The 19,636-nt window shown below is 71.3% G+C and carries 19 protein-coding genes; 8 read left to right on the top strand and 11 right to left on the bottom strand.

What is annotated here, in order from left to right; all coding sequences use genetic code 11:
• The first annotated feature begins 58 nt into the window (after positions 1-58).
• Positions 59-274 carry a dodecin gene (locus ACIRDU_RS10370; protein ID WP_403576752.1) on the top strand — a complete coding sequence of 72 codons (216 nt, stop codon included), beginning with the start codon at positions 59-61 and terminating at the stop codon, positions 272-274.
• A gap of 30 nt (positions 275-304) precedes the next feature.
• Here ACIRDU_RS10370 and ACIRDU_RS10365 read toward each other — a convergent pair whose 3' ends face one another.
• A complete protein-coding gene (locus ACIRDU_RS10365; protein WP_403576750.1) occupies positions 305-799 on the bottom strand; it encodes a hypothetical protein in 495 nt (164 codons plus the stop codon).
• A 212-nt stretch (positions 800-1,011) separates the two neighbouring features.
• Here ACIRDU_RS10365 and ACIRDU_RS10360 point away from each other — a divergent pair, with 212 nt between their 5' ends.
• From ACIRDU_RS10360 to rpmF, 3 genes are all read left to right on the top strand, one after another.
• Complete coding sequence (locus ACIRDU_RS10360; RefSeq protein ID WP_403576748.1) at positions 1,012-1,617, top strand: DUF485 domain-containing protein; 606 nt, start codon at positions 1,012-1,014, stop codon at positions 1,615-1,617.
• Positions 1,611-3,206 (top strand): cation acetate symporter, encoded by a 1,596-nt coding sequence (locus ACIRDU_RS10355; RefSeq protein WP_403576746.1) that lies wholly within the window; start codon positions 1,611-1,613, stop codon positions 3,204-3,206. The genes ACIRDU_RS10360 and ACIRDU_RS10355 overlap by 7 nt, the downstream gene beginning before the upstream one ends.
• Positions 3,207-3,309: 103 nt before the next feature.
• Positions 3,310-3,480, top strand: a complete 171-nt coding sequence (gene rpmF / locus ACIRDU_RS10350) for a 50S ribosomal protein L32 (RefSeq protein WP_053673734.1) — start codon at positions 3,310-3,312, stop codon at positions 3,478-3,480.
• Here the strand turns inward: rpmF and ACIRDU_RS10345 are convergent.
• Positions 3,463-4,173, bottom strand: a complete 711-nt coding sequence (locus ACIRDU_RS10345; RefSeq protein WP_403576744.1) for a DNA polymerase beta superfamily protein — start codon at positions 4,171-4,173, stop codon at positions 3,463-3,465. The genes rpmF and ACIRDU_RS10345 overlap by 18 nt on opposite strands.
• 137 nt (positions 4,174-4,310) lie before the next feature.
• Between ACIRDU_RS10345 and ACIRDU_RS10340 the strand changes: the two genes are divergently transcribed.
• Together ACIRDU_RS10340 and ACIRDU_RS10335 are read left to right on the top strand one after the other, a co-directional pair.
• Positions 4,311-5,297: an LLM class flavin-dependent oxidoreductase gene (locus tag ACIRDU_RS10340; RefSeq protein ID WP_403576742.1), complete on the top strand. Its 987-nt coding sequence runs from the start codon at positions 4,311-4,313 to the stop codon at positions 5,295-5,297.
• Positions 5,298-5,308: 11 nt separating this feature from the next.
• A complete protein-coding gene (locus ACIRDU_RS10335; protein ID WP_403576740.1) occupies positions 5,309-7,654 on the top strand; it encodes an ATP-binding cassette domain-containing protein in 2,346 nt (781 codons plus the stop codon).
• 84 nt (positions 7,655-7,738) lie between these two features.
• On the opposite strand, the gene ACIRDU_RS10330 is transcribed toward ACIRDU_RS10335, so the two are convergent.
• From ACIRDU_RS10330 to ACIRDU_RS10310, 5 genes are all read right to left on the bottom strand, one after another.
• Positions 7,739-8,554, bottom strand: coding sequence for a lysophospholipid acyltransferase family protein (locus ACIRDU_RS10330; RefSeq protein ID WP_403576738.1), 816 nt, complete (start codon positions 8,552-8,554; stop codon positions 7,739-7,741).
• On the bottom strand, positions 8,554-9,321 hold the full coding sequence (locus ACIRDU_RS10325) for a GNAT family N-acetyltransferase (protein ID WP_403576736.1): 768 nt from the start codon (positions 9,319-9,321) through the stop codon (positions 8,554-8,556). The genes ACIRDU_RS10330 and ACIRDU_RS10325 overlap by 1 nt, the downstream gene beginning before the upstream one ends.
• A 116-nt stretch (positions 9,322-9,437) precedes the next feature.
• Positions 9,438-10,187 (bottom strand): succinate dehydrogenase/fumarate reductase iron-sulfur subunit, encoded by a 750-nt coding sequence (locus tag ACIRDU_RS10320; RefSeq protein ID WP_403576734.1) that lies wholly within the window; start codon positions 10,185-10,187, stop codon positions 9,438-9,440.
• Complete coding sequence (locus ACIRDU_RS10315) at positions 10,184-12,142, bottom strand: fumarate reductase/succinate dehydrogenase flavoprotein subunit (protein ID WP_403576732.1); 1,959 nt, start codon at positions 12,140-12,142, stop codon at positions 10,184-10,186. Before ACIRDU_RS10315 ends, ACIRDU_RS10320 begins: the two co-directional genes overlap by 4 nt.
• 2 nt (positions 12,143-12,144) lie before the next feature.
• Complete coding sequence (locus ACIRDU_RS10310; RefSeq protein ID WP_403577374.1) at positions 12,145-12,816, bottom strand: succinate dehydrogenase; 672 nt, start codon at positions 12,814-12,816, stop codon at positions 12,145-12,147.
• 119 nt (positions 12,817-12,935) lie between these two features.
• On the opposite strand from ACIRDU_RS10310, the gene ACIRDU_RS10305 reads away from it, so the two are divergent.
• Positions 12,936-13,820, top strand: coding sequence for a LysR family transcriptional regulator (locus ACIRDU_RS10305; RefSeq protein ID WP_403576730.1), 885 nt, complete (start codon positions 12,936-12,938; stop codon positions 13,818-13,820).
• A gap of 39 nt (positions 13,821-13,859) precedes the next feature.
• Here the strand turns inward: ACIRDU_RS10305 and ACIRDU_RS10300 are convergent, their stop codons facing one another.
• Positions 13,860-14,450: a peroxiredoxin-like family protein gene (locus ACIRDU_RS10300; RefSeq protein ID WP_403576728.1), complete on the bottom strand. Its 591-nt coding sequence runs from the start codon at positions 14,448-14,450 to the stop codon at positions 13,860-13,862.
• Positions 14,451-14,559: 109 nt separating this feature from the next.
• Here ACIRDU_RS10300 and ACIRDU_RS10295 point away from each other — a divergent pair, with 109 nt between their 5' ends.
• Positions 14,560-15,174 (top strand): TetR/AcrR family transcriptional regulator, encoded by a 615-nt coding sequence (locus ACIRDU_RS10295; RefSeq protein ID WP_403577372.1) that lies wholly within the window; start codon positions 14,560-14,562, stop codon positions 15,172-15,174.
• A 31-nt stretch (positions 15,175-15,205) separates the two neighbouring features.
• Here ACIRDU_RS10295 and ACIRDU_RS10290 read toward each other — a convergent pair whose 3' ends face one another.
• The 3 genes from ACIRDU_RS10290 to ACIRDU_RS10280 form a co-directional block, all read right to left on the bottom strand.
• Entirely contained in the window at positions 15,206-17,350 is a 2,145-nt protein-coding gene (locus ACIRDU_RS10290; protein ID WP_403576726.1) for a putative bifunctional diguanylate cyclase/phosphodiesterase, read from the bottom strand.
• Positions 17,347-18,159 carry an SAM-dependent methyltransferase gene (locus ACIRDU_RS10285; protein ID WP_403576724.1) on the bottom strand — a complete coding sequence of 271 codons (813 nt, stop codon included), beginning with the start codon at positions 18,157-18,159 and terminating at the stop codon, positions 17,347-17,349. Before ACIRDU_RS10285 ends, ACIRDU_RS10290 begins: the two co-directional genes overlap by 4 nt.
• A 266-nt stretch (positions 18,160-18,425) precedes the next feature.
• On the bottom strand, positions 18,426-19,406 hold the full coding sequence (locus tag ACIRDU_RS10280) for an SCO0930 family lipoprotein (protein WP_403576722.1): 981 nt from the start codon (positions 19,404-19,406) through the stop codon (positions 18,426-18,428).
• Positions 19,407-19,636: the final 230 nt, after the last annotated feature.

The following is a 19,636-nucleotide window of genomic DNA, read 5'->3' as shown; positions in this document are numbered from 1 at the left end:
GCTTGGGGCACGGTGGAGTGACGCGTGACATACCCGTCACTGGAAGAGGAGCAGCGGCATGTCGAACCACACCTACCGGGTCACGGAGATCGTCGGCACCTCCCCCGACGGCGTCGACCAGGCCATTCGCAACGGCATCGGCCGGGCTTCGCAGACGCTGCGCCACCTGGACTGGTTCGAGGTGACACAGGTGCGCGGCCAGTTGGAGGAGGGGCGGATCGCGCACTGGCAGGTGGGCCTGAAGGTGGGCTTCCGGCTGGACGAGTCCGAGTAGACGGGGCGCGGCTCTCCCCGGCAGGCGCTCTCAGGTCCGGCCCTCGCGCTCCTGCGCCGCCTTCATCTCGGCGGACCGGGTCACCCAGTCGGCCCGCACGACGGCGAAGCCTGCCCGCCGGGCGTCCGCGCAGACCAGTTCGTCGTCGTCCACGAGGACGCGGACCTCGCGGGTGCGGGCGAGCCGCCGCAGGATCTCCAGCTTGGTGAACCGGGCGGGCCGGCGGTCGGCGTCCCGCCGCATGTACACACGGCCCTCGGGCAGCCCCTGGGCGGCGAGCCAGTCGAGCGTGTCGCGCCGGCAGCGCTCGGGCCGCCCGGTGAGGTAGACGATCTCGCACTCCCGCGCGCTCTCCTCGACCAGCGCGATGCCCTCCGGGACCGGCGGGTCCTGCGGGGCCGCCGAGAAGAATCCGTCCCAGTCCTTCGGCCTGCGTTCCAGGAACCTCTGCCGGTGCGTGGTGTCGGCGAGGGTGTTGTCCAGGTCGAACACGGCCAGCGGGGCCTTGCTGCGGTCGTCACTCACGCTGCCCAGCCTAAGCGCATTCAAGACAGCGCGAAGCCGGGAAACGGTCCGTACTATCCCCCCGATGGGCGTGAACGAGCCATGGGCACAGGCAGATTCACGTTCACAGTTGATGGCTCAAGCACAGCACTGACATACTCCGCTTTCAGCCTCGCCACCACCCGTGGCCGGGGCTGGTCGGGGACTCCACACAGAACCCCGAGGCCGTCCGCGTGAATCCGAACCATGGCTTTTTCGGATTCACGAAGCCCCCCACAGAGCCCGCACCCCACCGCGCGTCCGGCATCCCTTCACCCTGCCCGAAAACCGGACGCGTCCACCGACCCGACGGGGTCGAGTGCGGGGCACGATGCAGCGAAGAAGGTGCGCCTGTGCCCGAATTCCCACCGCGGCGGGATGACACTCCCGCATTCCCGCTTCCGCACATCGAACACACTCCGCCGTCTCGTATATCCGACCACCCCGAATTTCACTCTCTGCGTCGCGCGCAGCGCCGGTTCGGCATCCGGGCGACGATCCTGTCCGTCGGTGGATTCCTGCTGTATGTGCTGCTGTCGAGTTTTGCGCCCGCGGTGATGAACCAGCCACTGTTCGGCCGCCTCACGGTCGGACTCACCCTCGGCCTCGGGCAGTTCGTGATCATGGGCGTGACCGCGTGGTGCTACGTCCGGCACATGCGCACCCGGGTCGATCCGCTCGCCCGCGGCCTGAGGTCCCGGCTGCGCGAGACCGAGCACCGCCGCGCCCGTTCGGCGGCATCCCCGCAGGGGCCCGGGCAGCCGATCCAGCACGGAACGAGGGGGTTCCGCACGTGGTGACCGCCGCCGCCATCGACGACAGCAGCCTTCAGCTGACGTTCGTCCTGTTCCTGACCGTGGTCGTGATCACGCTGTTCACGGCTCTGCTGACGGCTCCTCAGCGCGACGAGATCAGTGAGTTCTACCTCGGCAACCGCGCCATGTCCCCGCTGCGCAACGGCCTCGCCATGTGCGGCGACTACCTGTCCGCCGCCACCCTGCTCGGCAGCACCGGTCTGGTGGCGCTCACCGGCTACGACGGGCTGATGTACCTCGGCGGCACCACCGTCGCCTGGATGATGGTGCTGCTGCTGATCGCCGAACCCCTGCACCGCACGGGCAAGTTCACGCTGGGCGACACCGTGGCGCTGCGCCTGCCGCGGCAGCAGCGGCCGGTGCGGGTCGCCCTGGCGGTCTGCATCCTGGCCATCGCCACTCTCTACCTGGTGGCCCAACTGGTCGGCAGCGTAGCCCTGCTGACCCAGTTCACCGGTGTGCCGAGCGGCACCACCCGCACCCTGTGCGTGGTCGTGATCGGCACCTTCGTGATCCTGTACGCCTCGCTCGGCGGCATGCCCGGCGCGACGGTCATCCAGATCATCAAGGCCGTGATGCTGGTGGTGGGCGTGCTGTTCACGGCGGGCTGGGTGCTGTACCACTTCGACTGGAACCCCGACGCGTTGCTGGCGCAGGCGTCCCAACGCAGCGGTTCGGGTCTGAGCTTCCTCGAACCCGGGCTGCGCTACGGCGGCACCGTCAGCAACAAGCTGGACTTCCTCAGCCTCGAACTGGCCATCGTCCTCGGCCTCGCGGCCCTTCCGCACGTGCTGATGCGGCTGCTCACCCCGCGCACCAGCGGCGTACTGCGTTCCTCCGTGCTGTGGGCCGTCGGGCTGGTCGGGGCGGTCTGCTTCGGCGCGGGCATCATGGGCCTGGGCGCCACGGCCCTGCTCGGCCGGGAGACCATCGAGAGCACGGACCGCACCGGCAACGCCTCCGTCCTGCTGCTCGCCCACGAACTGGGCGGCAGCGTCCTCACCGCGCTGCTGACCTGCCTGGCGTATCTGACGCTGCTCGCCGTGGCGGTCGGTCTCACCCTGGCCGCGGCCTCCTCCCTCGCGCACGACCTGTACAGCGAGGTGATCCGCAAGGGCCGGGCGAGCGAGACGGAGGAGCTGACCGTCGCCCGGCTGTCCGGGGCGGTCATCGGTGTCCTCGGCATCCTGCTGGCCCTCGTCGCCTGGGGGGCGAACACCGCGACGCTGGCCTTCCTGGCCTTCGCCATCGCGGCGTCCGCGATCCTGCCGACGATCATCTACACCCTCTTCTGGCGGCGCTTCTCGGCGAAGGGAGCCCTGCTCAGCCTCTACGGCGGACTGCTCTGCTCCGTCCTGCTGGCCGCCTTCTCCCCCGTCGTCTCCTCGGTCCCGGGCTCGTTCTACCCCGACGTCGACTTCGCCTGGTTCCCGCTGCAGAACCCCGGCATCGTGTCCATCCCCGTGGGCTTCCTCCTGGGCTGGCTCGGCACGGTGCTGGACCAGGGACCGGCGGAAGAGGCCGGCACTCACGAGGAGTTCGAGGTGCGGATGCTCGTGGGCGCCGACGACTGACGCACACCGCGGACGTCGGTCACCCGGCCCGAGGACGCGCATTGTTAATGGGATCCATTTTCATGTAGCGTCCTCGGTGCCTGCCCACCGAGGAGGAGTCACCATGGCTGTCCCCAAGCGGAAGATGTCCCGCAGCAACACCCGTCACCGTCGCGCCCAGTGGAAGGCGGCCACGCCGACGCTGGTCCCCGTCACCGTCGACGGCGTCCGGCACCTCGTACCGCAGAACCTGGTCAAGGCCTACGAGCGCGGCCTGCTACGCCCCGACGGCTGAGCAGGCCGCCTCCGAGTAGAAGTGCGCGCGGACCCGGCGCAGCCACGCCTCCACCGGCGCCTCGCCCGGCTCGTCCGGCAGTGCCGTGGGGCCCTCGTCGAAGGCGGCCTCGTAGCGTCTGAGCAGGGGCAGCGCGGCCGACGGGTCGGCGGCGACGCGCTCCCCGAAGGCGTGGTACTCCTCCGGGTCCTCCACGCGGATCGTCAACCGCCCGGTGGTGTACAGCTCCAGGCCCTGCGCGCACAGCCGCTTGAGGTGCCGGGCGTGCTTCGCGGTGCGCCCCCGGGTGTCCGCGGAGAACGAACCGTCGCCGCGTGCCTCGAGCCGCCGGAACTGCTGGGTGGCGTAGCCGAGGTAGGCGTCCCTGACGCGCCGGGCGCTCAGGAACTCGCCCCGGATGGCGATGAGTTCGTCGCCGAGCGGGGTGCGCACCTCGTACAGGTCGTCCGGGAGCCACACCAGCTCCATCGCGGTCGGGTTGCCGCCCAGGGCCAGCCGGCACCACTTGGCGGCCTCGTGCAGAGTGCGGTCCGGCGCCGTACTGACGTGCGACTCCTTCGGCCTGCGCAGACCGTGCAGTTCCTCGGTGGGCGCGGCGAAGAGGCCGAGGCGGTCGATGTCCGAGCCCGGGCGCGCGAGGCCGTAGGCGGTCGATCCGACGATGCCGGAGAGCAGGACGTTGGGCACGGTCACGGTCGGCCGCCTCTCGCTACTACGGGGTGCCGGACCATTGTCCTGACCTGCCCGGACGCGGTCACCCGGTTTTCCGGCGACGCTCCCGCCGCCGCGGCGGCGGAATACCGGCGGCCCCGCCCGGCGTAGAACCCGGTATGGAACCCGTGCGCCTGTCCGTCCTCGACCGCTCCCGCACTCGCGAGGGGCACACCCACCCCGAGGCGCTGCGTGACACCGTGCGGCTGGCGCGGGAGCTGGAGCAGCTCGGCTACCACCGGATCTGGGTCTCCGAGCACCACGGAGTGCCCGGGGTCGCCGGTTCCGCGCCGACCGTGCTGGCCGCCGCCGTCGCGGGCGCGACCCGGTCGATCCGGGTCGGCACCGGCGGGGTGATGCTGCCCAACCACCGTCCGCTGGTCGTGGCCGAGCAGTTCGGGGTGCTGGAGTCGCTGTTCCCCGGGCGGATCGACATGGGCCTCGGCCGGTCCGTCGGCTTCACGGACGGGGTGCGCAGGGCCCTGGGCCGTGACAAGGGCGACGCCGAGGACTTCGAGGCCCAGCTCGGGGAGCTGCTCGGCTGGTTCCGGGGCACCTCCCCCACCGGGGTGCACGCCCGGCCCGCCGAGGGCCTGAGTGTGCCGCCGTTCGTCCTGGCCATGGGCGAGGGCGCCGGTATCGCCGCGCGTGCGGGCCTGCCCATGGTCATCGGCGACCTCCGGAACCGGGACAGGATGCGGCGCGGCATCGACCACTACCGCGACCGGTTCCGCCCCTCCCCCTGGGCCGCGGAGCCCTACGTGGTCATCTCCGGCACGATCGCCGTGGCCGACACCCGCGACGAGGCCCGGCGGCTGCTGATCCCCGAGGCCTGGTCCATGGCGTACTCCCGCACTCACGGCACCTTCCCGCCCCTGCCGCCCGCCGAGCGCGTGGAGGCGCTCACGATGACCGGCAAGGAGCGCGGCTTCTACGAGTCCGGCCTGACCGGGCACATCGCCGGCACCGAGGAGCAGGTCGCGCACGAGCTGGCGACGGTGCTGAAGGAGACGGGCGCGCAGGAGGTACTCGTCACGACCAGCACGTACGACCGTGAGGCCCTGCTGGACTCCTACCGGCGGCTGGCCGCGATCACCTCCGGTTAGAGTCGTTTCCCATGCACGACCGCGACCCCCATGACCCGTTCGTCCGTGTCCGCGGCGCCCGCGAGCACAACCTCCGGGGCGTCGACGTCGACATCCCCCGGGACGTACTGGCCGTGTTCACCGGCGTGTCCGGCTCGGGGAAGTCGTCGCTGGCGTTCGGCACGGTCTACGCGGAGGCGCAGCGGCGCTACTTCGAGTCGGTCGCGCCGTACGCGCGCCGGCTGATCCACCAGGTCGGCGCCCCGAAGGTCGGGGAGATCACCGGTCTGCCCCCGGCCGTCTCGCTCCAGCAGCGCCGTGCGGCGCCCACCTCGCGTTCCTCCGTCGGCACGGTCACCAACCTGTCCAACTCGCTGCGGATGCTGTTCTCCCGGGCGGGCACCTACCCGCCCGGCGCCGAGCGGCTCGACTCCGACGCCTTCTCGCCGAACACGGCGGTGGGGGCCTGCCCGGAGTGCCACGGGCTCGGTCGGGTGCACCGTACGAGCGAGGAGCTGCTCGTTCCCGACCCGTCGCTGTCGATCCGCGACGGGGCGATCGCCGCGTGGCCGGGTGCCTGGCAGGGCAAGAACCTGCGGGACATCCTCGACGCGCTCGGCCACGACGTGGACCGGCCGTGGCGGGAGCTGCCGGCCGGCGAGCGGGAGTGGATCCTGTTCACCGACGAGCAGCCGGTGGTCACCGTGCACCCGGTGCGGGACGCCGACCGTATCCAGCGGCCGTACCAGGGCACCTACATGAGCGCCCACCGGTACGTGATGAAGACGTTCTCGGACTCCAAGAGCCCGGCCCTGCGGGCGAAGGCCGAGCGGTTCCTCACCAGTGCGCCCTGTCCTGCGTGCGGCGGCAGCCGGCTGCGCCCCGAGGCCCTGGCGGTCACCTTCGGCGGCCGGACCATCGCCGAGCTGGCGGCAGCGCCGCTGGTGGAACTGACCGCCGGTCTCGACGCGACCTCGGAGGCCGCCCGGGTCCTCACCGAGGACCTGAGGTCGCGTATCGCGCCGGTCGTCGAGCTGGGGCTCGGCTACCTCAGTCTCGACCGCCCCACTCCCACCCTCTCCGCGGGCGAACTGCAGCGCCTGCGCCTCGCCACCCAGCTGCGCTCCGGGCTGTTCGGTGTCGTCTACGTCCTCGACGAGCCGTCGGCCGGACTGCACCCGGCCGACACCGAGGCACTGCTCACGGTGCTGGAGCGACTGAAGGCGTCAGGGAACTCGGTGTTCGTGGTGGAGCACCACCTGGACGTGGTGCGCGGTGCCGACTGGCTGGTCGACGTGGGCCCGGACGCGGGCGAGCACGGCGGGCGCGTGCTGCACAGCGGCCCGGTGGCCGGGCTGGCCGGTGTCGAGGAGTCGGCGACGGCCCGCTACCTGTTCGGCCGCTCCCCCGTCCCGGCCCGGGACGTACGCGAGGCGACCGGATGGCTGAAGACCGGCCCGGTCACCCGGCACAACCTGCGTGGCGTGACCGCGGAGTTCCCGCTCGGCGTGTTCACCGCGGTCACCGGGGTGTCCGGCTCCGGCAAGTCCACGCTCATCGGCGAGATCTCGCAGGACACGGCCGGGGTGGGCCGGCTGGTCTCGGTCGACCAGAAGCCGATCGGCCGCACCCCGCGCTCCAACCTCGCCACCTACACGGGCCTCTTCGACGTCGTACGCAAGGTGTTCGCGGCCACCGACGGGGCCCGCGCACGCGGTTTCGGCGTCGGGCGGTTCTCCTTCAACGTGGCGGGCGGGCGCTGCGAGACCTGCCAGGGCGAGGGGTTCGTCAGCGTGGAGCTGCTGTTCCTGCCCAGCACGTACGCGCCCTGCCCGGACTGCGGCGGGGCCCGCTACAACCCAAAGACCCTGGAGGTGACGTACCGGGGGCGGAACATCGCGCAGGTGCTCGATCTGACGGTGGAGAGCGCGGCGGAGTTCTTCGCGGACACCCCGGCCGTCGCACGCAGCCTCGGCGCCCTGCTCGACGTGGGTCTGGGCTACCTCCGCCTCGGCCAGCCCGCGACCGAGCTCTCCGGCGGCGAGGCCCAGCGCATCAAACTGGCGAGCGAACTGCAGCGCGGCCGGCGCGGCCACACCCTCTATCTCCTCGACGAGCCCACGACCGGCCTCCACCCGGCCGACGTGGACGTCCTGATGCGCCAGTTGCACGGCCTCGTCGACGCCGGTCACACCGTGATCGTCGTCGAGCACGACATGTCCGTCGTCGCGCGCGCGGACTGGGTGATCGACCTCGGCCCGGGCGGCGGCGAGGCGGGCGGCCGGATCGTGGCCTCGGGACCGCCCGCGGACGTCGCGCGCTCGGCGGAGAGCCGGACGGCGCCGTATCTCGCGCGCACGCTGTCCGGCAGCCGTTGAAGCACGTCCGGTGTGGGCAGGGACGTCCCGCGTGGGCCCGGCCCCCGCGCGGGACGGGACGCCACCGCCCGGCCGGCGCACGTCCTACGCCACGAGCACCGTGTGCGTCCAGGACGGCGCCGTCGTCTCCGGTGACTGGGCGGCGCGGGCCAGAGCGCGGCGGTCGGGGCTGCCGCCCGGCGGGATGGGGGCCTGTACCTCGACCTCCGCGATCAGGCCGCGGGCCGTCGTCACCCGCCACAGGGAGGCCAGCAGCGTGTCCTCGCCGACGTACGCGGGGGCCGTGGTGGCCGTTCCGCCGCCGAGCCGGTAGCCGATGCGCACCGGCTGGACCGGAACCCCCGCGTCCAGGGCGGCCTGGAAGACGGCCCGGCGGAAGGTGCCCTGGGCGCGGCCGCACCAGGTGCTGCCCTCGGGGAAGGCCGCGACCGCGGCGCCCTCGCGCAGGGCCCCGGCGATCCGGGCGACCGTGACCGGGAGGGCCCGCAGCCGGTCCCGGTCGATGAACAGGGTCCCGCCGCGCGCGGCCAGCGCACCGGCGACGGGCCAGCGCCGTACCTCGGTCTTGGCCAGCATCCGCGCGGGGCGCACGGCGGCGAGCAGCGGGATGTCCAGCCAGGAGATGTGGTTGGCGACCAGCAGCAGTCCGCCCGTGGGGGCGGCGGCACCGGTGATGCGGACCCGGACCCCTGCGGCCCGCACGATCCACCGGCACCACCGCCGGACCAGCGACGCAGGTATCCGGGCGCCGAAGGGCGTCAGCGCGATCCCCGCGAGAAGGAGCAGGACGACCGCCGTGAGCCGCAGCACGGCACGCGGCACGGCCCGCACCCGCACGGCCGCCGACGCCTCGACACAGGCCTGCGGCGTGCAGGGCGCGGTGGGCAGCCAGGCGCTCATCAGGCCGGTACGAGGGAGAGGAAGTGCCGCAGGTAGCGCCCGTTGACGCGGCTCATCGGCAGCAGCACGTACAGGTCGGCGACGCCGAAGTCCGGGTCGTGGGCCGGTTCGCCGCACACCCAGGCACCCAGGCGCAGGTAGCCGCGCAGCAGGGCGGGCAGTTCGACGCGGGCGGCGGGGGCGGGGCCGGGCGTCCACGGCAGCAGCGGCCGCACCCGGAACTCCTCCGGCGAGAGGTGCTTGTCGCTGACCCGGTCCCAGGTGGCGGAGGCGAGGGTGCCGCCGTCGGCGAGGGGGATGGAGCAGCAGCCGGCGAGCCACTCGTGGCCTCGCTCGACCATGTAGCGGGCGATACCGGCCCAGATGAGGCTGATGACCGCGCCGTCCCGGTGGTCGGGGTGCACGCAGGAGCGGCCGACCTCGACGAGCTGCGGCCTGATCCCGTCGAGCGGGGTCAGATCGAACTCGCCCTCGGAGTACAGCCGCCCGGCGACCGACGCACGCTCCGGCGGCAGCAGCCGGTAGGTGCCGACGACCTGGCCGGTCGTCTCCTCCCGGACGAGCAGATGGTCGCAGTACGCGTCGAACGAGTCGACGTCGAGGCCCGGCTGGGGTCCGGTGAGCAGGGCTCCCATCTCCCCGGCGAAGACGTCGTGCCGCAGCCGCTGGGCGGCACGCACGTCCTCCTCGTCCCGGGCGAGGGCGACGGTGTAGCGGGTGGGGGCCGTGGGCTGCGCGGGACGGTCGACGGTCAGTACGCCGGTCATGGCTCTCTCCTGGTCACGGGCCGGAGGCGGCGAGCGGTGCCACCACTCACTGTTGTGCCCATGCCGACTGAAGCCCGCGTGACCGGTGCCAGGAGAGGGGATGTGCGGCTGTTGAACTACCGCTCGGCGGACTTCCGCGCAGCCCTCAGCCACTCCTTGTTCATGCTGGTGATGGACATGAGCGGGATGCCCTTGGGGCAGGCGGTGGCGCACTCCCCGGCGAGGGTGCAGCCACCGAACCCCTCCTCGTCCATCTGCTCCACCATGTCCAGCACCCGCGTCTCCCGCTCGGGCGCCCCCTGCGGCAGCACGTTCAGATGGTTGATCTTGGCGGAGGTGAACAGCATCGCCGCCCCGTTGGGGCAAGCCGCCACACACGCCCCGCACCCGATGCACTCGGCATGCTCGAAGGCGAGGTCGGCATCCGGCTTCGGCACCGGCGTGGCGTGCGCCTCGGGAGCCGCCCCCGTCGGCGCGGTGATGTACCCGCCGGCCTGGATGATCCGGTCGAACGCCGACCGGTCCACGACCAGGTCCTTGATCACCGGGAACGCCGAAGCCCGCCACGGCTCCACGTCGATCGTGTCGCCGTCCCGGAACGACCGCATGTGCAGCTGACAGGTCGTCGTCCGCTCGGGCCCGTGCGCGTCGCCGTTGATGACGAGCGAGCACGCCCCGCAGATGCCCTCGCGGCAGTCGTGGTCGAAGGCGACGGGGTCCTCGCCCTTGACGATGAGTTCCTCGTTGAGGGTGTCGAGCATCTCCAGGAAGGACATGTCGGGCGAGATCCCGTCCACCTCGTACGTGGACATCGTGCCGTCGGCGTCGGCGTTCCGCTGCCGCCAGACGCGCAGGGTGAGCTTCATGCGTAGCTCCGCTGGGTGGGGTGGACGTACTCGAAGACCAGGTCTTCCTTGTGCAGGACGGGAGCCTCGCCGGTGCCGGTGAACTCCCAGGCGGCCGCGTACCCGAACTCCTCGTCCTTGCGGGCGGCCTCGCCGTCGGGCGTCTGGGACTCCTCGCGGAAGTGGCCGCCGCAGGATTCCTCGCGGTGCAGCGCGTCGAGGCACATCAGCTCGGCGAGCTCCAGGTAGTCGACGACGCGGTTGGCCTTCTCCAGCGACTGGTTGAACTCCTCGCCGGTGCCGGGGACCTTGATCCGCCGCCAGAACTCCTCGCGGATCTGCGGGATGCGCTCCAGTGCCTTGCGCAGCCCCGCGTCGGTGCGGGCCATGCCGCAGAACTCCCACATGAGTTCGCCGACCTCGCGGTGGAAGGAGTCGGGGGTGCGGTCGCCGTCGACGGACAGCAGCAGGTTGAGCCGGTCCTGGGTGTCGGCCAGCACCTCCTGGACGACGGGGTGTTCGTCGGTCACCGCCTCGTGGTGGGGGTTGCGGGCCAGGTAGTCGTTGATGGTCGAGGGGAGGACGAAGTAGCCGTCCGCGAGTCCCTGCATCAGCGCGGAGGCGCCGAGCCGGTTGGCGCCGTGGTCGGAGAAGTTGGCCTCGCCGATCGCGAACAGTCCGGGGATCGTGGTCTGGAGGTCGTAGTCGACCCACAGGCCGCCCATCGTGTAGTGCACGGCGGGGTAGATCCGCATGGGCACCTGGTACGGATCCTCGTCGGTGATCCGCTGGTACATGTCGAAGAGGTTGCCGTACTTGGCCTCGACGGCCGCCCGGCCCATGCGTTCGATGGCGTCGGCGAAGTCGAGATAGACGCCCTGGCCGCCGGGCCCCACTCCCCTGCCCTCGTCGCAGACGTTCTTCGCGGCGCGGGAGGCGATGTCCCGGGGGACGAGGTTGCCGAAGGACGGGTAGATGCGCTCCAGGTAGTAGTCGCGCTCGTCCTCGGGGATGTCGTTCGGGGGCCGCTGGTCGCCCTTGGCCTTCGGCACCCAGATGCGCCCGTCGTTGCGCAGCGACTCGCTCATCAGCGTCAGTTTGGACTGGTGGTCGCCGGTGCGCGGGATGCAGGTGGGGTGGATCTGGGTGAAGCAGGGGTTGGCGAACCAGGCGCCGCGCCGGTGGGCCCGCCAGATCGCGGTGGCGTTGGAGTTCATGGCGTTCGTCGACAGGTAGAAGACGTTGCCGTAGCCCCCGGAGGCGAGCACGACGGCGTCCGCGAAGTACGTGTCGATGCGCCCGGTGACGAGATCCCGGGCCACGATGCCGCGCGCCCGCCCGTCGACCACGATCAGGTCGAGCATCTCGGTCCGCGGGTGCATCTCGATGTTCCCGGCGGCGATCTGCCGGCTGAGGGCCTGGTAGGCGCCGAGGAGCAGCTGCTGGCCCGTCTGGCCGCGGGCGTAGAACGTGCGCGAGACCTGCACACCGCCGAACGACCGGGTGTCGAGCAGCCCGCCGTACTCACGGGCGAAGGGCACGCCCTGGGCCACGCACTGGTCGATGATCTCGACGGAGATCTGTGCGAGCCGGTGCACGTTGGACTCGCGGGCCCGGAAGTCGCCGCCCTTGACGGTGTCGTAGAACAGGCGGTGGACGGAGTCACCGTCGTTGCGGTAGTTCTTCGCGGCGTTGATGCCTCCTTGCGCGGCGATGGAGTGAGCGCGGCGGGGCGAGTCCTGGTAGCAGAACTGGACGACGTGGTAGCCCTGTTCGGCGAGTGTGGCCCCGGCGGAGCCGCCGGCGAGGCCGGTGCCGACGACGATCACGGTGTGCTTGCGCCGGTTGGCGGGGTTGACCAGCCTGGCCTCGAAACGGCGCTTGTCCCAGCGCTCGTGGACCGGCCCGGACGGGGCCTTGGTGTCCGCGACCGGCTCACCGGTCGCGTAGCCCGTGTACTCGCTGTAGGAAGTCATCTTCAGCTCACCACTCCGGTCATGACGCCCACGGGTACGGCGATGAAGCCGGCCGTGAGCAGCAGCGCGAGGACGTCTGCGACGGTCTTCAGGGCGCGGTCGCGGGTGCGGCTGCCCACACCGAGGGTCTGGGCCGCGCTCCAGAAGCCGTGCCTGATGTGCAGGCCGAGCGCGAGCATCGCGACGATGTAGATGACGTTGCCGTACCAGGTGGAGAAGGTGTCCACGACGTTCTGGTAGGGGTGGCCCGCCTGGAAGCCACCGGAGTGCACGGTGCCGGTCGTCAGGTCGAGGATGTGCCAGACGATGAACAGCCCGAGGATGATGCCGCCCCACCGCATGGTGCGCGTCGCGTAGCTCGCCCGTGCCTTCTTGTGCACGTACTTGCTCGGCCTGGCCCTGATGTCGCGGCGGCTGAGCTGGTACGCCGAGGTGGCGTGCGCGACGACGGCGACGACCAGCACGATGCGGACGAGCCAGAGCGTCCACTCGTAGTGCATGAACGGCTCGCCGACGGTGCGCAGCCAGTGTGCGTAGTGGTTGAACTCGCCCGCCCCGAAAAAGATCTTCAGGTTCCCGATCATGTGGACGACCAGGTACAGCAGCATGATCAGACCGCTGACCGCCATCACGGTCTTCTTGCCGACGGTGGAGTCCCACACGGTGCGTGCGATGGACGGCCGCCGGTCCGTCCGCGTTGCCAGAGCCATGGAACAGCACGCTACGGACCTGCGGCCGATCGGTCCAAGACATGGTCCGGCTTGATTCCATAGGCAGGGGCTATCGTAGAGGGATGCAGTTCCAGCAGCTCCAGTACTTCGTGGCCGTCGCCGAGACCCGGCACTTCACCCGCGCCGCCGATCTGGTCCATGTCGCGCAGCCGTCTCTGTCGCAGCAGATCAAGGCGCTGGAGCGGGAGCTGGGGGCGGATCTGTTCCTGCGCGCCCGGGGCAACATCACGCTCACGGACGCCGGGGAGGCGCTGCTCCCGCTGGCCCGGCGCATCCTGGCCGACGCGGACACGGCCCGGCACGAGGTGCTGGAACTGGTCCAGCTGCGCAGCGGACGTGTGCGGCTGGGGGCGACGCCCAGTCTGTGCACGGGTCTGCTGCCGGATGTGCTGCGTGCCTTCCACGACCGCTACCCCGGCATCCGGCTGCTGATCGAGGAGGGCGGCTCGCACGATCTGGTGCGGGAGCTGGCGCGCGGGGCGCTGGATCTGGCGCTGGTGGTGCTGCCGCTGCCGACGCCCTCGCCGGCGCTGACCACGGTGGAGCTGCTGCGGGAGGATCTGGTCGTGGTCTCCTCACCGGATGCCCCGCGTCCCGGTCAGGGGCGCCGCACCGTGCGGGTCGCCGACCTGGAGGGTGAGCGGCTGGTGATGTTCCGGCACGGGTACGACCTGCGGGAGCTGACGGTGGCCGCGTGCCGTGCGGAGGGGTTCGAGCCGGACTTCGCGGTGGAGGGCGGGGAGATGGACGCGGTGCTGGGGTTCGTGCGAGCCGGGCTGGGGGTCGCTGTGGTGCCCCGGATGGTGGCGGCCAGGTCCGGGCGGGGACTGCGGGTGACTCCGCTGGCCCGGCCCGGACTGCATCGCGTGATCGCGCTGGCTCACCGTAGTGACGTGGCTCCGCCGCGGGCCGCTCGGGAGTTGCAGCGGATGCTGCTGGAGCGGTGACAGCCCGGCCTGATCGTGATGCCCCGTGGCAGGCGGCGGCTACGGCATCGAGAGGCCGTCGGCCGCGTGGCGGGAGGACGCCAGGTGCAGGAGTTCGTCCACCGGCCACTGGTCGTAGACGTGTTCGCCGTACTTGACGGCGAGGATCCGGCCGTCGGGTGCGATCAGGAAGTCGGCGGGCAGACCGAGCCGTCCGCCGGGCTGACGGGCCGCGGGAAGCCGCTCCCGGCCGCCCAGCACCTCCCTTGCCCCGCGCAGCACCGCCCGTACGACCGGCCCCCAGGCGTGCGGGCTGAGCAGCGCGCGGGGCGCCGACTCGACGCCGAACTCCACGTACAGCCGCTTGCCGGGATCCGCGACGACCGCGAACGGCAGGTCGGCGGTGTGGCGGCGCAGCTCCTCGGCGGACGAGTGGAACACCACGACCTCGCGGACGCCGGCGGCCTCGATCTCCGCATGCCTGCGGACCACCGACCGCAGATGCAGATGGCACACCGGGCACCCGGCGAACCGCCGGAACTGCAGATGCACCAGCCGCCCGGGATCGGGAACGGAGACCGGGCCCCCGGAGACGGTGGCGATCCGGCGTCGGGTGATGGTGGAACCGGGCTGTAACGGCCGTGCGGGCATGCGCATGAGCATGAGTGGACCCCTCGTAGGCGTACGGCGTACTCCTACGGATTGTAGGCGTATGCCGTACACCTAACAAGGTAGGTGTATGGCGTACGCTGAACCGGTCATGCCACGCCCCCGCTCACTCAGCCACGCCAAGCTGGCCTCGGCCGCCCTCGCCGTCATCGACCGCGACGGACTGGCCGGGCTGTCGATGCGCTCGGTCGCCGAGGAACTCGGCATGAGCACGATGGCGCTCTACCGGTACGTGAACGGCCGCGAGGAACTTGAAATGCTCGTCGTCGACCACGTCCTCGCCACCGTGGACACCGAGCCGCCCGGCCCCGAGGCGCCCTGGCAGGAGCGGATCGAGGTGCTGGTGAGGCGGTTGCGCGACGCCATGGGCGCCCATCCGGAGGTCGTGCGCCTGACCATCACCCACCGGCACCGTTCCCTCGCCGGGCTGCGCTGGTCGGAGTCCGTGCTCGGCGTGCTCGGCGAGGCGGGGTTCGAGGGCGAGCAGCGGGTGCTCGCCCTGCGGGGCCTGCTCGGCTACGTCATCGGCGCCATCCAGCTGGAGCACCTCGGGCCCTTGTCCGGCGAGGGCACGGTCGCCCTCACCGAACTGCCGTCCGACGCCTTCCCCCACATGACCGAGACCGCCCGGCACGCCCGATCGGTCAGTGTCGACCGGGAGTTCCTGGGCGGTCTCGCGCTGCTGCTGCGCGGGCTGGGCACCTGACCCGCGCTCCGCGCGGCGGTCCCCCGGCGCGTCAGCCCGTCGCGTCCACCAGGGCCAGTTCGTGCAGCCGCTCCGGCGGGCCCGGCCTCGCGTAGTACCAGCCCTGGGCCGTGTCGCAGCCGAGTATGCGCAGTTGTTCGGCCTGCGCCCCCGTCTCCACGCCCTCCACCGTCACCGCGAGATCCAGGCTGTGGGCCAGTGAGACGATCCCCTCGACGATCTTCAGGTCGACCGGGTCCGCCGGGAACTGCTGCATGCTCTGGGTGAAGGACCGGTCCAGCTTCAGGATGCTGACCGGCAGCCGGCGCAGGTTGGCGAGGTTGGAGTAGCCCGTACCGAAGTCGTCCAGGGCGATGTCGACACCCATCTCCGCCAGCCGCCGCAGCGGCTTCAGCAGATCGTCGTCGGCACCGATCAGCGCCGACTCCGTGACCTCCAGGCACAGGGCGTCCGGCTCGATGCCCGTGCGTTCCAGGACGTCGACCGTGTCCTGGACCAGCCCGGGGTGCGTCAACTGGCACGGCGACAGGTTCACGTTGATCCGCAGCGGTCCCACGGCCTCGACGCCGCCGTGCAGTTCCCGCCACTCGCGGGCCTGGCGCACCGACTGCTCCAGCACCCACCGCCCCAGCGGCACGATCAACCCGGTGTGCTCCGCGAGCGGGATGAACCGGTCCGGCCCGAGCACCCCGTGCTGCGGGTGCAGCCAGCGCACCAGGGCCTCGGCGCCCCGGACGCTGCCGTCCCCCAGATGCACCAGCGGCTGGTACTCGATGAAGAACTCGCCCCGCTCCAGCGCCGTCGGCAGCGCCGTGGTCAGTCCGTGCCGCGTGATGGCCCGGGCGTCCGCCTCCGGATCGGCGAGTTCGAAACGGTTGCCGCCCGCCGACTTGGCCCGGTACATCGTGATGTCCGCGCTGCGCAGCACCTCCGCCGGGCTGCGCTCCCCGGCCGGGCCCTCGACGATGCCGATGCTGCCGCGCACGGTCAGCTCCCGGCCGTCGACACTGATCGGGGCGAGCAACGCGTTCATGATGCGGGCGGCGAGTTCGTCCACCTCGCGCTGGGTGTCGGGTCCCGTGGTCAGCGCCACGAACTCGTCGCCGCCGAGCCGCGCGACCATCTCGCCGGGGGCGGTGGCGCAGGACTGGAGCCGGTCGGCGACCTCCACCAGCAGCCGGTCGCCGGCCGCGTGGCCGAGGCTGTCGTTGACGGTCTTGAAACCGTCGAGGTCCAGGTAGCACAGCCCGAACCGCTGGCCTTCCCCGGCGCCCAGTGCCTTCTCCAGCCGCTCGAAGAAGAACGTGCGGTTCGGCAGTCCGGTCAGCGCGTCGTGCGTGGCCTCGTAGCGCAGCCGGAGGTTGAGCAGTCGCCGCTCGGTGGTGTCCTCCATGAGGGCGAGCTGGTACTGCGGCTCACCGTCGGCGTCCCGCAGCAGGGAGACCGTCAGATTGGTCCACAGCACGGTCCCGTCCGGGCGGTAGAACGCCTTCTCCAGGTGGTAGTGCTCCCGCTCGCCCCGCACGAGTTCGTCGTAGAGCCGCCACGTCTGCGGAGCGTCGTCGGGGTGGGTCCACTCCCGGACGTTGCGACTGCGCAGCGCATGCTCGGAGACCCCGAACATGCGCAGCAGCGCGCCGTTGACCTGCAGTATGTTGCCCTCGAGGTCGGCCATGCCGATACCTATGGCCGCGCCCTCGAAGACCGCGCGGAAACGCGCCTCGCTCGCGTGCAGGGCCTGCGCCACCACGCCCTGAGCCTTGAGGGCGGCCTGTGCGATGGCCTCCTGCTCGGCCAGGGTCCGCTCGCGCAGGGCCCGGGCGAAACCGGCGGCCATCGCGTGCTGCAGCCGCGCGCACCGCGCCCGCAGGCCCTCCTGGTCGCCGTCGCCGCCGCAGTACAGGACCAGGTAGGCGTCGACGCAGTCCAGGGTGCGGCTGAGCGCCTCAGGGTCGGTGCAGTGCACGTCCACGAGAGCGGCACCGACCGCCCTGCCCGCGTCGGAGTCGAAGGTCCGGGCCAGCAGTGCCTCGCTCAGCCGCCGGGCCAGGGGCAGCAGTTGCGCCTCGAACTCGGGGCGGGTCGACGACGTCGAGGTCACCGGGAAGACGGCCCGGCTCCAGATCGTCGCGAACCGCCGCAGTCTGTCCTCCGGCCCGTCCGGTTCCGCGATCACGCCGTACGCCCCACGCCCGCGAACCCGGAGAACGCGTACGGATCCTCGTCCTCCGGTGCGGTGTCGGGCCGCCAGCGCGGCATCGCCACCAGTCCGGGTTCCACCATGTCGTACCCCTCGAAGAACCGCGCGATCTCCTCGCGCGAGCGCATGATCAGCGGGTTGCGGATGTCCTCGTACACGTCCACCGCACCCCCGGCCCGCTCGGGCGGCAGCGGGATCCCCTCGTAGGAGGCGTGGGTGAGCACGAGCAGGCTGCCGGGCGCGAGCGCCTCGCCCAGTTCGGCCACCGCCCCGTACGGGTCGTCCTCGTCTTCCACGAAGTGCAGTATGGCAACGAGGAGCAGCGCCACTGGCCGATTCAGGTCGATCAGCCGCTCCACCTCGGGGCTGCGCAGGATCTCCTGGGGCTTGCGCAGGTCGGCGGCGACGATGCCCGCGTGCTCGTTGCCCTCCAGGACCGCCTCGCTGTGCGCCACGGCCACCGGGTCGTGGTCGACGTACACCACGCGCGCTCCGGGCCGGGCGGCCTGTGCCACCTCGTGCACATTGCCGAAGGTGGGGATGCCGGATCCGACGTCGAGGAACTGGGAGATGCCCTGGTCGGCGGCGTAGCGCACGGCGCGGCGCATGAACGCGCGGTTCGCCTGCATGATCTTGGGGAGTCCCGGCATGAACTCCATGGCCCTGCGGGCCGCTTCCCGGTCGACCTCGAAGTTGTGCGATCCGCCCAGATAGTAGTCGTACATCCGGGAAACGCTGGGCACCGAGATGTCGATGCTCCGTGGGGCCCAGGCGGGACGCTCCATCTATCTCTCCAAGGCGTAGGCGATCCGGTGTTCGAGCAGAGGCTACTGATCGCCCGCCAATGGAGCGACCCGAAACGGAAATTGACCATCCGTTCCCGGTCACTGCCTGCGGCACGTGCCGAATTGATACCCCTCCGCATGCCCTTCGAACATATGACGAGTTCAGGTGAAGCACGGCAAAACGGTCCGCCCCTCCGTGGGGCACGGAGGGGCGGACCGGGTCTGCGCTTCGGGTGGACGAGATGATCAACCCTGGGGAGGTTTCTCTACTTCTCCGGCGCGCCGACCAGCTTTCCGTCGGGCCGCACGGCGTACCAGGTGCCGCCCACGCCCTGGCCGTTGGTGTCGCCGGGAGCCTTGTCGCCGGCGAAGGTGTAGATGGGCGAGCAGTTGATCGTCTGCTGCTTGCCCTTGCCGTCGGTCCGGTCGAAGATCATGTAGCCCTTCTTCTGGATGCCCTTGGTGTCGGCGAAGTCGACGGGCTCCACGAGCGGCCACTTCTCCAGGCACTCACCGCTGCAGTTGGAGACGGGCTTGGGCCAGGCCTCGTCCTTCTTGAACCGGTAGACGGTCATGCCGTTCTTGTCGACGACGATCTCGCCGAGCTCGGGGTCGTTGCGCGTGGACAGTCCGGCCTGGGCCACCTCGCCTCCGCCGCCGGCTCCGCCCCCCTGCGCCTTCTTGCCGTCGGGTGCCAGCGCGTACCACTTGCCGCCCACGCCCTGGCCCTTGACGTCACCCGCGTTGACGTCCTTGGCGTAGCGGTAGGCGGGCCAGCCGCCCACCGTGAGCTGCTTGGTGCCGTCGGCCCGGGTGACCGAGCCGAGCAGCGCCTTGTCGATGCCCTCGCCGGCCTCGGCGTCGTCGGCCGGGACCGGCGGCCAGGTCTTCGCGCAGTCGCCGTCGCAGTTCGACTTGGGCGGCTGCTCGGTGTCCTGGTCGAACCGGTACAGGGTGAGTCCGAGACTGTCGGTGACCACCTTGCCGACCTTCTCGGCGGTGGAGACGGACAGCTTGCCGGCGGGGTTGGACGGGCTGGAGGCGCTCGGTGCGGCCGGCTGGCCGGTCGGCGTGGCGCCGACTCCGCTCCCGGTGCCCGCGCCGATGCTTCCGTAGTCCCCGGGCGCGGCCGTGGCGCCCACGTTCTGGCTGGCCGCCGGTGGGCTGTCCTGACCGCACGCCGTCGTCAGCGCCAGGACCGCCGCGGCGCTCGCCACGAGTGAGGCGCTCCGCCAGGAGGTCTTCATCGTCAACTCCCCATAATCGCAAGGGTGTTGCAGCGCCCTGCTGCGCCGCCGCACGGCCATGAGTACGCATGGGGGCGGTGATTGTGTTCAACCGTCGGCCGAATTTCTTTCCGGAACTTGTGACGGGCGCCGCGCACCGCCGTACACACGTGCGCGTCGAGCACCCTGCGGGCTGCCGCCGATCAAACCGACGGCACCCGGGTTTCCCTCTTTCGGGGCAATCCCCTTGC

Source organism: Streptomyces sp. NPDC093598 (genome assembly GCF_044764825.1).
Taxonomy (GTDB): domain Bacteria; phylum Actinomycetota; class Actinomycetes; order Streptomycetales; family Streptomycetaceae; genus Streptomyces.
Note: the sequence above shows the minus strand (reverse complement) of the source record. Positions and strands in the feature narration are given on the sequence as shown.

Excerpts from the sequence above, each read along its gene's own strand:
- ACIRDU_RS10320 (WP_403576734.1), bottom strand. The coding sequence starts at position 10,187 with ATGAAGCTCACCCTGCGCGTCTGGCGGCAGCGGAACGCCGACGCCGAC.
- ACIRDU_RS10305 (WP_403576730.1), top strand. The coding sequence starts at position 12,936 with ATGCAGTTCCAGCAGCTCCAGTACTTCGTGGCCGTCGCCGAGACCCGG.
- ACIRDU_RS10315 (WP_403576732.1), bottom strand. The coding sequence starts at position 12,142 with ATGACTTCCTACAGCGAGTACACGGGCTACGCGACCGGTGAGCCGGTC.
- rpmF (WP_053673734.1), top strand. The coding sequence starts at position 3,310 with ATGGCTGTCCCCAAGCGGAAGATGTCCCGCAGCAACACCCGTCACCGT.
- ACIRDU_RS10340 (WP_403576742.1), top strand. The coding sequence starts at position 4,311 with ATGGAACCCGTGCGCCTGTCCGTCCTCGACCGCTCCCGCACTCGCGAG.
- ACIRDU_RS10280 (WP_403576722.1), bottom strand. The coding sequence starts at position 19,406 with ATGAAGACCTCCTGGCGGAGCGCCTCACTCGTGGCGAGCGCCGCGGCG.
- ACIRDU_RS10295 (WP_403577372.1), top strand. The coding sequence starts at position 14,560 with ATGCCACGCCCCCGCTCACTCAGCCACGCCAAGCTGGCCTCGGCCGCC.
- ACIRDU_RS10370 (WP_403576752.1), top strand. The coding sequence starts at position 59 with ATGTCGAACCACACCTACCGGGTCACGGAGATCGTCGGCACCTCCCCC.
- ACIRDU_RS10330 (WP_403576738.1), bottom strand. The coding sequence starts at position 8,554 with ATGAGCGCCTGGCTGCCCACCGCGCCCTGCACGCCGCAGGCCTGTGTC.
- ACIRDU_RS10325 (WP_403576736.1), bottom strand. The coding sequence starts at position 9,321 with ATGACCGGCGTACTGACCGTCGACCGTCCCGCGCAGCCCACGGCCCCC.
- ACIRDU_RS10300 (WP_403576728.1), bottom strand. The coding sequence starts at position 14,450 with ATGCCCGCACGGCCGTTACAGCCCGGTTCCACCATCACCCGACGCCGG.
- ACIRDU_RS10285 (WP_403576724.1), bottom strand. The coding sequence starts at position 18,159 with ATGGAGCGTCCCGCCTGGGCCCCACGGAGCATCGACATCTCGGTGCCC.
- ACIRDU_RS10335 (WP_403576740.1), top strand. The coding sequence starts at position 5,309 with ATGCACGACCGCGACCCCCATGACCCGTTCGTCCGTGTCCGCGGCGCC.